The sequence below is a fragment of the Methylophilus sp. OH31 genome, from assembly GCF_000576615.1.
Taxonomy (GTDB): domain Bacteria; phylum Pseudomonadota; class Gammaproteobacteria; order Burkholderiales; family Methylophilaceae; genus Methylophilus.
Genome location: NZ_BAUS01000002.1, coordinates 655,985 through 667,502, shown reverse-complemented (window position 1 = coordinate 667,502; position 11,518 = coordinate 655,985). Strand labels below are relative to the sequence as shown.

Here is an 11,518-nt window from a genome sequence, read left to right as displayed (position 1 = left end):
CATTACCTCACAACGCACACGGCATGTTTTGGCATGGTATCAACCTACATTGGGCGTATACGACGCTGCTACCAGGCATACGTCGCAAAACCGTTTGTCCACATCAAGCAAAAGATATTTTGCACGATGGCTTTTTACGCTTTGCGCTGACCACCAGCCCGCATCGCAACGAGGAGCCACATGCCTACCTGCGAACCATTGTGCAAAACCTGCTACTGGAGCAATACCGCAAAGACAGCTACTTTGCCGACTACCAGCAACAGGCAGACCTTGAAGAACCTGCCTCAGTGTCAACTGAGCACCTGGCAGACATCAAACAAAGGCTGGCACTAGTCACACAAATCATCCAGGACTTACCGCCGCGCTGCCGTCAGGTGTTTATCATGTACCGCATTGAGGGGCATGCACAAAAAGACATCGCCGAGCAGATGCAGATCAGCCTGAATATGGTTGAGCGTCACCTGATCCGCGCCTTGCTGGATCTCCGCGCCGCACGCGAAAAGTTTCTCAAATAAGCGCATGAGCACGCACAACAAAATTTCAGAAACGGCCGCACGCTGGTTTATCCGCATGCAAGAGGCCTCGCCTGACGCCCCCGAGCGCAGCCAGTTTGAAGCCTGGCTCATGCAAAGCCCATTACATCAGCAGGAATACCTGAGCATCAGCCATGCCTGGCAAGGCATAGACTCAGTGAGTGAATTGCAAAGTTTGGCACAAGCTAAACAAACAGATGTATTTCTCAAACAAAACGAGCGCAAGAAAACCAGGCAAAAACTGGCGGGGACCGTGGCTGGCGTGGTGGCTGCCATCTGCATTGGCTGGGCAGGCTTTCATCAATATCAGGTTTGGCAAAACACCCCCATGCTGCAATTAGCATCAACAACCGCGCGCGCGCAACTTATGACGCAAACATTAGATGACGGCAGCCGCGTGACGCTCAATGCTAATTCGCATATTGAAATCAAGTTTTACCGCCATCAGCGTCATATTGACCTGCTGCAGGGAGAAGCCGTATTTGAAGTGCAACAAGACCCTGACAGGCCTTTTGTGGTTGAAACCAATCGCCTCAAGGTCACCGTACTGGGCACTCGCTTTGCTATCAACAAACTCCAACAGCTTGAACGCATCAGCGTTGATCACGGCAAAGTAGAAGTCATCAGCAAAACCGGTGGTACAAAGATCATCCTGCACAACAACCAAGTCGCAGAACTAACCGCGGCAGGCTTACAACCACGCACCAACGTCACGGCACAAGACTACTTCAAGTTCATCAGCAGCACCTTGGTCTTCAACCAGGCTGAGCTCGCAGAAATCGCCGAAACCCTCTCGCGCTATCGGCCGACACCTGTCACAACGGACGGCTTATCCAAAGAAAAGATCAGCGCAGTCGTCGCCATTAAAGACAGTAACAACTTTATCTCTACCCTACCGCGTATCGCCAATATCCATATCAAGCAAACAACAACAGGCACCTTGCTTGAAACCGACCAACCCTCAAAATAACGCCTACCCTAATTCATTACATTTTTTTGCAAACAACACATCAGGGTTTCAACTCCCCATGCATTAAGGCAATAACAAGCCATAAAAATAACGGGGAAGTCAGATGCATGCACCAAAAAAGTTGATCCTAAGCGCAGCGATTGCAGCCTGCTTTGCCAACCAAGCAGGATTGATGCCTCTTGTACAGGCCGCTGAGTTAAACACAACACTACCTCAGCCAGAGGAAGAGATCCTCTTCACACGTACGATCTCCATTGAGCTACCCAGCCAACCACTCGCTACTTCTTTAAAATCAATTAGTTCAAAACTAGGGATTAACATCACCTTTAACGATGCTCTCGTCAGTGGTAAAAATGCCCCTGCAATTCGCGGCACCATGCTCACCAGAGAGCTTTTCAAAAAGCTACTCGCCAGCGCGGGTCTTGAGGCCAAGCTCAACCAGTCTACGCTTTATATTCAACCCGCAACCAAAACATCCAAAGAATTAAGAGATGAAAAAACCAGCCTTGAGCTGGATAAAGTTGAGGTGCGTGCCAAGAAGTTTTATGAAGTAGGGCCGATGCCTGGCTTGGCACTGACTAAAGAGGAAATTCCTGGCAACGTGCAATCACTCTCTGCCAAAGATATTAAAGAGGCGCACACCTTAACGATCACCGACTTAATGAATCAGAAACTGCAGTCAGTCACTGTCAATGATTATCAAAGCAACCCATTTCAGATGGACTTGCAGTATCGTGGCTTTACAGCTTCGCCCCAACTGGGTACGGCACAAGGTATCTCAGTATTTCTTGATGGCATCCGTGTGAACGAGCCTTTTGGTGATGTAGTGAACTGGGACATGATTCCGATGAATGCGCTCTCCAGTCTCGAAATCATTCCGGGCTCCAACCCTATTTATGGATTGGGCACATTGGGTGGCTCATTAACGATGCGCACCAAAAGTGGTTTTGATGGCAAAACACTAGATGCTGAAGTGCTGACTGGTTCGTTTGGTCGCAAACAGTTGCAAATATCGGCAGGCGATAACAACGGTGTAGTGGCTGGCTTCTTATCGGGGAACTTCTTTCTGGAAGATGGCTGGCGGGATAACTCACCGAGTAAGGTCAATCAAATCTTCGGTAAAGCTGAATGGCAAAGTGAACGAGCCAGGGTGAGTTTTTCAGGTTTGTATGCAGGTAACAAGTTAACCGGTAACGGTTTGTTGCCACAGCAAATGGTCGATCAAAACCCCAAGCAGGTTTACACCTCACCTGATGAGAGCAAAAACAACCTATTTCAATTCCAGCTATCAGGTATCTGGGATGTGACAGATACCTTCAACATCACTGCGCAGGTATATAACCGTAACAGCAAGCGCAAGTCACACATGTCAGATGTGAATGAGAACTTTGGGGGGACGAGTGGGAGACCGAATAGTGCAACAGAAAATGATCCTAGTCGCCAGTTACTTTATGGCTTGCCAGATATCAACCGTGACGGACTGCCCGATTATAACAACTATGCCTATAACGTCGCGGCAGATGCATCAGGAAGAGCGTTGGATGTAAATGGGATTGCCGATGGCGACCCTGGTTTTGATGTAAATAACTTAGCTTATGGGGCGAATTTTAATACGCAAGCTAACGCCAATCAGGCACAAGTGACTGCTGCAGATGGTTCTGGTAATACAGTCTGGAACTGGACATTTGATCCAAGAAGAAATAATGACGATATAAATCAACCTTCAACGATCCCGAACGCATTCAATGCTCCAGTTACTTCAGATTATGAGGGTAGGGTTCGCTTTGGTTTTGAGAATTATGGAAAAATTCTGGCGGGTATTAATAACAATTACGGACTGTCGACAGATACTCTTCATCCTGGTACAGGAAACAAACTTTATTTTTATGACATTCCAACTGGGCAAGGCCTTACAGGCACATTAAGCGGTTATACAGACACTAGTGGTTTCTATCATGACTATTGGGAGTTGGTTACCCCAATTAATGAAGCGACTATTTCCAACTCTTCTGGCAGTGTTGGCGGGTTATCTCAACAGTCAACTCGAGGGCCGTTGGTACTAGACGCTAATGGCAATGCGATTTTTAGAGACGGTAGGTATGCAAGTGGTCCTTTTGCTACAACTGGTTATATAAATGGTACTCCAACTGCAATATTCACTGATACGGAGGTCGATCAATTAGGAAAAGGAGCGTCATTACAATTTAACTGGAACCTTGATAAACATAAGTTCATGATTGGTAGCTCTATTGATAAAGCTGATACCACCTATGAAAGTAAGCAATATCTGGGAATGCTTGATGCGAATCGACGAGCCTATGTTGCGCCTGAGCTTTTAGGTTGGGAGTATTACGCAAATAGTCCTGAGCGTGGATATGGTTTAAATGACTTTAAAGGAAATAGTCTAACAAAAAGCATTTACTTTAGTGAAACATGGTCGCCTACAAAGGCGCTAAATTTTACGTTTTCTGCTCGCTATAACCGTAGTTATGTCGATAATCAGCTCGCAGTAGCGAGATTGTCTTCATTCACTGATGTGAACTCAATACTGAATTATATAAACCTAATCACATTATGTACCGACAACAATAATGACGGCACGATAGAGGCGTCAGAATGCCCCAATGGCCTTGGTGCCATTATTCCCTTTGACCCTAGCACTTTTCCACTTGACGCTAATGGGCAAAATATTGCCACCTTGCGTCCTCCCGAAAAAGAAAAATTTAAATACCGTTCGTTCAATCCCTCGCTTGGTGTGACTTGGCAAGCTACAGAAGATTTGAACCTCTATGCCAATCTGGGACGTGGGGCCAGGACTCCGACAGTCATTGAATTAGGTTGTGCCTATGACCCAACACCGGTTTTCCAAGGTAATGATGCCAATGGAAATCCGTTGTATCGACCAAGATCTACAAGTGAGCAGCGTGTATGTAATTTGCCAGGTGCACTATCAGGAGACCCTTATTTAAAACAAGTACGCTCGACCAGCTATGAAATCGGTGGGCGTGGTCAACTGACGGACAGTATTCAATGGAACGCAGCGTTGTATCAAACCGATCTGACCGATGATATCTATTTTGTAGCAATTAATGCTACCAGTAGTTATTTTCAGAATGTGGGAGACACTCGCAGACGAGGTCTTGAAATGGGACTTAAAGGGACATGGGGCAAAGCAGGCTGGGGTGTTAACTATGCACTAACAGACGCTACCTTCCAGTCCAAGTTCAAGCTTGCTAGTCCTAGTAACAGTAGTGCAGGGAATGTCTACGATATTGTGACCCAGACAGGCGAGGGTAACTATCAGCAGATTACAGTAACCCCAGGAGATCGTATGCCTGGGGTTGCGTTGCATAACCTCAACGCAAATTTTACCTATGATATTACCAATGCCTGGCGTGTTGGCTTAAATGTAGTCGCACATTCCGATGCATTTATTCGCGGTAATGAAAACAATAAACATAGAGCGGGTCCCGCTTCTCCTATTACAGGTCCGTTTTGTAATGGTGGTACCACCACTTGTACCGTACAGCGTGCCGAATTTGGTGAAGGTAAAACTGATGGCTATGCCGTCGTTAATTTCAATACAACCTACAGGCTTAGTCCCGAATGGACATTGGGTTTACGTATTAACAATCTGTTAGACAAACAATATGCCAGTGCTGGGCGACTAGGTCTAAACGCATTTTCACCTTCTATTCGTGGTGTGATTGGAGAGAGCGGATTCAACTACAACAGTGCTGATTGGCAAGGAACGAGCTTTCTTGGAACGGGGGCACCAAGGTCGGCTTTTGTGACTTTGAGCTATGAGTTTCAGCCTAAAAAGCTGGATGGGTTGATAGAGTAGCCCTTCTCTAAACAACTGAAGCAATTCAAGCACCTGGATTGTAATAAAAGCTGATTGCAATCAAATTTTTAATGTAATCAGACACTTTTCCAATACCATCTCTCACCCATTACAACAAAATCAAACACTTATCAGACCAAGGGGTCAGACTCCTTTGAAAGTACCAATTTTGTTGCCCCTGGCGCCCCGCGCGGTGTCTGGCTCAGCCTGAACCATCACTTCGTCCCCGACTAGAAAAATGCCTCGCTAAGCGAGGCATTTTGACGCAATCGTTTGCTAAAAAGTTAACTTTTAGGCATCAGCACGGCACTCACTGTATGAATCACACCGTTATCGGCATTAATTTCATCGCCAACCACTTTCACATTATTCACTTTGACGCCATCGGTGACGGATAGCTGCAAATCAGCGCCCTCCAATGACTTCACCTTACCCGCGCTCACGTCCGCCTGGGTGATTTTGCCAGGGTAAACATGATAGGAAAGTACTTTCTTGAGCGCCTCGCTATTGGCCATGAGTGCATTCAGCTTGGCTTTGGGCAACTTGGCAAACGCAGCATCATTGGGCGCGAACAAGGTAATCGGGCCGCTGCCATTGAGTGCGCCTTCAAGGCCGGCCACTTTAACCGCTTTGGCAAAGGTCTGAAAGCTACCATCTTGCTGCACTGTTTGTAGCAAGGAATCAGCACTAGCCGCACCAGAGAAACTGATGGCTAACAGCGTGAATGCGAGAATTTTTTTCATATGATGTCTCCTGATAAATGTAAAAACTAAATGTCCGGTTTAAAACCACGACTACCGACCTGCTTACACTATCTGCTCAGGCTTACGCCTAGCTTACCCAAGCGCGCCCGCAGCTTACAGCCAACTTACCAATCGCATGATGGATACCGGCCAGCGACAAATCCCCCGCAGACAACATGACGAAGAGGGTCTGTTGGAGTAGAATTCCTGATTCATTTAGTCAGGCATTTCTGCAGGAACCTCAAGCATGGCCATTAGCGAATTAATCATTCAAAGCACCTTAAAACTGTGCATAGACCCCAATACCGGCAAAGACTTCGTCAGCACGAAGTCGATCAAGAACATTCAGATCAATGGCAACGATGTCAGCCTGGATGTGGTGCTGGGCTATCCGGCAAAGAGCCAGCTGGAGCTGATTCGCCAGCAAGTGACTGACGCACTGAAAAGCATTGATGGCATCGGAAAAGTCGCTATCAATGTGGGCAGCCGCATCGTGGCGCATGGCGTACAACGTGGCGTCAATTTATTACCGAACGTAAAAAATGTGATTGCCGTGGCCTCGGGCAAAGGTGGCGTCGGCAAATCCACTACCTCAGTGAACCTGGCGCTGGCGCTAGCCGCCGAAGGGGCTACTGTGGGCCTGCTGGATGCCGACATTTACGGCCCTAGCCAGCCTCAGATGCTGGGCATTTCCGGCCGCCCGGACAGTGCCGACGGCAAAAGCATAGAACCCATGCGTGCGCATGGCATCCAGGCCATGAGCATAGGCTTTCTGGTCGACACCGATACACCTATGGTATGGCGCGGCCCGATGGTCACCGGTGCGTTAGAGCAATTATTACGCGACACACGCTGGCAAGACCTGGACTACCTGGTGATTGACCTGCCACCGGGCACTGGCGATATCCAGCTGACTCTGGCACAAAAAATCCCGGTAACCGGCGCCATTATCGTCACCACCCCGCAAGACATTGCCCTGCTTGATGCGCGCAAAGGCTTGAAAATGTTTGAGAAAGTCGGCATCCCGATTTTAGGCATCGTCGAAAATATGAGCACGCATATCTGCTCCAACTGCGGCCACGAAGAACATATCTTTGGCACGGGCGGCGGCGCCCTGATGGCCAGCGATTACAATATAGACTTATTGGGCAGCCTGCCGCTGGATATTAACATCCGCATGCAGGCCGATGGTGGCCAGCCCACTGTCGTCGCCTCCCCTGACAGCACCGTTGCGCAAAGCTATAAAGAGATCGCGCGCAAAGCCGCGAGTAAAATCGCCATCGCCAGCCTCGACCACAGCGCAAAATTCCCTAATATTGTTATTCAAAAAACCTGATCGCCTATTAAGCCTAACCACCGAAGGACGTTGCGTATGACAACCCGCAAGCACCATATTGCAGAAGGCCTGATGGGCGCGCAGTACGAGGCCATGGATGAACATATGCAACGTGTCGCCCGGCATATGACCGAGCGCCATCCGGTTTCGCGCAACCTGGCCGTGCATCACACCCACGAAACGCCCAGTCGTGGCCAACGTGCGGCTGATGCCATGGCGCGCTTTGGCGGCTCCTGGTCATTTATTTTCATTTTTGTGCTGATTCTAGTGAGCTGGGTGATTCTGAATTCCGTCATTCTGCTGCACTATGACCGCGCATTCGACCCCTATCCCTATATTCTACTCAACCTGTTTTTATCCATGTTGGCGTCTATTCAGGCACCCATTATCCTGATGTCGCAAAACCGGCAGTCAGAAGTTGACAGACGCCAGGCTGAGCACGACTACGAAGTGAATTTAAAAGCAGAATTAGAGATTTTGCTGCTCCATGAAAAACTGGACGGCCTGCGTGAACAACAGTGGCAGGAACTGATTCAGTTGCAACAACAGCAAATCAGCTTGCTTGAAAAGTTACTGGTCGAGAAGAACGAAAAGTAATCTTGGCCACGAAAAATATAGCGTACATAAAAAAGGCCACAAAGATTTGTCTCTATGGCCTTTGTTTTCTGTGGTGATCAGGCTTTAATTAAGCGTCACACCAAAGCAATACACATCCACGCCATTTGGTGACTGGATCAATGTGGCCGGAATAGCCACACCATTACGCCAGTTATCGACAGCCTCCTGCTTACCTGCGCCCGTCACCAGGAACATGACTTCATGCGTATTATTCAGGCGGTCCTGGCTAATCGTAATGCGGTCTGCCGGTGGCTTGGGAGAGTTGAATACCGGCACGGCATCGGCGGTGTTATTCACCACCTGGCCCGGGAACAGGCTGGCAGTATGACCATCTTCACCCAGGCCTAAAATCACCAGGTCAAACGTACGCACACCTTTAAGCGTTTCCGCATACGCCTTGGCGCCTTCAATATTGCCCAATTCAGCCGGAATATCATGAATCTGGCTCTCGGGAATCACCACATGACTTAACCAGGCATCACGCGCCATCTTGCTGTTACGCTCGACATGATCGGCTGGCAGGCAGCGGTCATCATTATGATACACATGCCAGTTGGCCCAGTCGGCATTTGCCTTGGCTAATAATTGATAAACGGCTTTGGGGGTGCTGCCACCCGCCAGTACAACCAGAAAACTACCGTGTTTGGCGATGGCTGCATCCGCTGCTGCCAGCACTCTATTGAGTGCTGCCTGGTTAATTTCTTCCTGAGATTGAAACGAGTGCCAACGAGTTTGAGAATTCAAAGACATAGAAAACCTGTAAAAAAACAATACAAAAAAGCGTGCGCAGCCTTTTAGTGCGTGACTGCATTTGCTATAATTATATCTGACTCGACATGATAATTCTGCAAAATTATCCGAAGCACTGATCGAGTTCATGCCATCCAAAAGATGGGTGTCTCTTAAAACTATCCTCACACCATAGGAAAATCCGAATGAAATTAGCAATGATTGGCTTGGGCAAAATGGGCGGCAACATGGCTGCACGCTTGCTGCGTCACAAAATTAACGTGGTTGGTTTTGACTTCAATACCGAATTCGTTAACAGACTCGTAAAAGAAGAAGGTCTGGAAGCAGCAACCTCAGTCGCTGATGCAGTCAGCAAACTCGAAGGCCAAAAAATTGTCTGGTTGATGTTACCAGCTGGTGAAATCACCGAAAATCAAATCAAAGATTTGATCCCTCTGCTGAACAAAGGCGACATCATCGTCGACGGCGGCAACTCAAACTACAAACACAGTCAGCGCCGTGGCGCAATGTTAGCTGAACATGGTATCGGCTTTATTGACTGTGGTACTTCCGGTGGCGTTTGGGGCCTGGACAACGGTTACTGCCTGATGTACGGCGGCGACAAGCAATACGCAGACGTATTGGCACCTTATGCACAAGCACTGACACACGCTGACCGCGGTTGGGCGCACGTGGGTCCAGTAGGTTCCGGTCACTTCACCAAAATGATCCATAACGGTATCGAATACGGCATGATGCAAGCATTTGCCGAAGGTTTGGACCTGATCAAAGGTAAAGAAGACTTCAACCTGGATCTGGCACAAATCACTGAATTGTGGCGCCATGGTTCCGTGGTACGTAGCTGGTTGCTGGACCTGACAGCCGAAGCATTGAAAGGTGATCAGACACTGGAAGGCATCGCTCCTTATGTTGCTGACTCCGGCGAAGGTCGTTGGACAGTAGTTGAAGCCGTTGAGCAAGGCGTTGCAGCACCAGTGCTGACAGTCGCATTGCAAGCGCGCTTCCGCAGCCAGGATGCAGATGGTTATAGCTACAAGCTGTTGTCCCTGATGCGTAATGCATTTGGCGGTCACGCAGTAAAATCATCTAAGTAATCAATATGAGCCTCTCGTGACGAGAGGCTTTTTGCTTATTATTTAGAGCGACTGTGAGTACTCATAGAGTGAGAACTTACGGTAGCAAATATATGGGAAAGGCTTGCCCTTTCCCGTTTACATTTTTATCTTAAGGTTAGAAATGACGAATAAAATTGATCCATGCACACTGGTGCTGTTTGGCGCTAGTGGCAACCTGGCCCGCGTAAAACTTTATCCTGGCCTGTTCAGACTGGACTCATTGGGCCGCTTGCCAGCAGACCTGAAAATTGTAGGCGTTGGCCGCCAAGTGGTTGACCTGGAAGCCTGGCGTGCAGACATCAAAAGCATGCTGGATGCCAAATTTAAAAAAGGGTATGACCAGGCTGTGTTTGAGCGCTTTATCGCGCGTAACTTCTACCACGCCAACCCACCGACTGACCCGGATGCATTTAGCAAACTGAAAGCCACCCTCAGCGACGAAAGCGTTTTCCCGCAAAACCTGGCTTACTTCCTGTCCGTGCGTCCAGTTGACTTCGCCCCAGTGGTGGAATCATTGGCCAATGTTGGCCTGACACAAGAAGACAAATACTGGCGCCGTGTGGTGATCGAGAAACCATTTGGTACCGATCTGCCATCTGCGAAAGAGCTGCAGGCTGCAATCACCAAGCACCTGAAAGAAAGCCAGATCTACCGTATCGACCACTACCTGGGTAAATCAGCACTGCAAAACATTTTGCTGCAACGCTTTACCAATACCGTGTTAGAGCCAATCTGGAACAACCAGTACATTGACCACGTACAAATCACCAACACCGAAATGCTGGGTGTCGGCGACCGTACGCAGTTCTACGATAGCACTGGCGCATTGCGCGACATGTTGCAAAGCCACATTCTGCAAACATTGGCACTGACTGCTATGGAACAGCCGAAAGACCTGTCCCCTGAAGGCGTGCGCGATGCAAAAATCAAACTGCTGGAAGAAATTCGCCCGATCCCGGTGAGCGAACTGGAAAAACATGCCTTCCGCGCACAATATGCTGCTGGTGAGATCAACGGTGAAAAAGTGCCTGGTTACCTGGAAGAATTGGGCAACAATGACAGCGTAGTTGAAACCTATGCCGCGCTGAAATTGTTTATCGACAATCCACGCTGGAAAGGTGTGCCGTTCTACATCCGCACCGCCAAGCGCCTGCACGAAGCCGATACCCGTATTTCTATCCGCTTCAAAAAAGCACCGCTGCAGATCAATGACCAGGATCAAAACTGGCTCATCATTGGTATACAGCCGCGCGAGTGTATTAAGCTGGAAGTCCAATCCAAGATTCCAGGCCTGGATGTACAAACCCGTACCATTCAGCTGGATGCGGCCAACCGTTGGGATAGCGACGACTCCGTAGATGCATACGAAGCCCTGCTGCTGAACCTGATGCAAGGTGACAACTCCAACTACCTGCACATTTCTGAAGCCGAAGCGCAATGGCGCCTGGTGGATCCAGTGGTCAAAGCCTGGGCTGAAGACAAGAAGCCGGTACACCAGTACCCAGCTGGCAGCCGTGACCCTGAAGCCTCAAAAGTTATTTTTGAAGCTGAAGACCAGTTCTGGCGTTACAGCATTGAATTAGGCGGCGACAAATAATAGCTGGCGGCT

9 protein-coding genes are annotated in these 11,518 nt (G+C 48.7%); 7 read left to right on the top strand and 2 right to left on the bottom strand.

Annotation, left to right across the window (positions count from 1 at the left end; translation table 11 throughout):
- The first annotated feature begins 23 nt into the window (after positions 1–23).
- The 3 genes from OH31_RS04995 to OH31_RS04985 all read left to right on the top strand — a co-directional run bounded on the left by OH31_RS04995 (position 24) and on the right by OH31_RS04985 (position 5,347).
- A complete protein-coding gene (locus OH31_RS04995; protein WP_024929862.1) occupies positions 24–515 on the top strand; it encodes an RNA polymerase sigma factor in 492 nt (163 codons plus the stop codon).
- 4 nt (positions 516–519) lie between these two features.
- Positions 520–1,503 (top strand): FecR domain-containing protein, encoded by a 984-nt coding sequence (locus OH31_RS04990; RefSeq protein WP_019881960.1) that lies wholly within the window; start codon positions 520–522, stop codon positions 1,501–1,503.
- Between the two features lie 103 nt (positions 1,504–1,606).
- Positions 1,607–5,347 (top strand): TonB-dependent receptor domain-containing protein, encoded by a 3,741-nt coding sequence (locus tag OH31_RS04985; protein WP_024929861.1) that lies wholly within the window; start codon positions 1,607–1,609, stop codon positions 5,345–5,347.
- 284 nt (positions 5,348–5,631) lie between these two features.
- On the opposite strand, the gene OH31_RS04980 is transcribed toward OH31_RS04985, so the two are convergent.
- Positions 5,632–6,090 carry a fasciclin domain-containing protein gene (locus OH31_RS04980; RefSeq protein WP_024929860.1) on the bottom strand — a complete coding sequence of 153 codons (459 nt, stop codon included), beginning with the start codon at positions 6,088–6,090 and terminating at the stop codon, positions 5,632–5,634.
- Between the two features lie 247 nt (positions 6,091–6,337).
- On the opposite strand from OH31_RS04980, the gene apbC reads away from it, so the two are divergent.
- On the top strand, positions 6,338–7,426 hold the full coding sequence (apbC, locus tag OH31_RS04975) for an iron-sulfur cluster carrier protein ApbC (protein ID WP_024929859.1): 1,089 nt from the start codon (positions 6,338–6,340) through the stop codon (positions 7,424–7,426).
- A gap of 36 nt (positions 7,427–7,462) precedes the next feature.
- Positions 7,463–8,023: a DUF1003 domain-containing protein gene (locus tag OH31_RS04970; protein ID WP_024929858.1), complete on the top strand. Its 561-nt coding sequence runs from the start codon at positions 7,463–7,465 to the stop codon at positions 8,021–8,023.
- 84 nt (positions 8,024–8,107) lie between these two features.
- Here the strand turns inward: OH31_RS04970 and pgl are convergent, their stop codons facing one another.
- On the bottom strand, positions 8,108–8,794 hold the full coding sequence (gene pgl / locus OH31_RS04965) for a 6-phosphogluconolactonase (RefSeq protein WP_024929857.1): 687 nt from the start codon (positions 8,792–8,794) through the stop codon (positions 8,108–8,110).
- 185 nt (positions 8,795–8,979) lie between these two features.
- On the opposite strand from pgl, the gene gnd reads away from it, so the two are divergent.
- Both gnd and zwf read left to right on the top strand, forming a co-directional pair.
- Positions 8,980–9,888: a phosphogluconate dehydrogenase (NAD(+)-dependent, decarboxylating) gene (gnd, locus tag OH31_RS04960; RefSeq protein WP_019881951.1), complete on the top strand. Its 909-nt coding sequence runs from the start codon at positions 8,980–8,982 to the stop codon at positions 9,886–9,888.
- 142 nt (positions 9,889–10,030) lie between these two features.
- Positions 10,031–11,506 (top strand): glucose-6-phosphate dehydrogenase, encoded by a 1,476-nt coding sequence (zwf, locus tag OH31_RS04955; RefSeq protein ID WP_019881950.1) that lies wholly within the window; start codon positions 10,031–10,033, stop codon positions 11,504–11,506.
- Positions 11,507–11,518 lie beyond the last annotated feature (12 nt).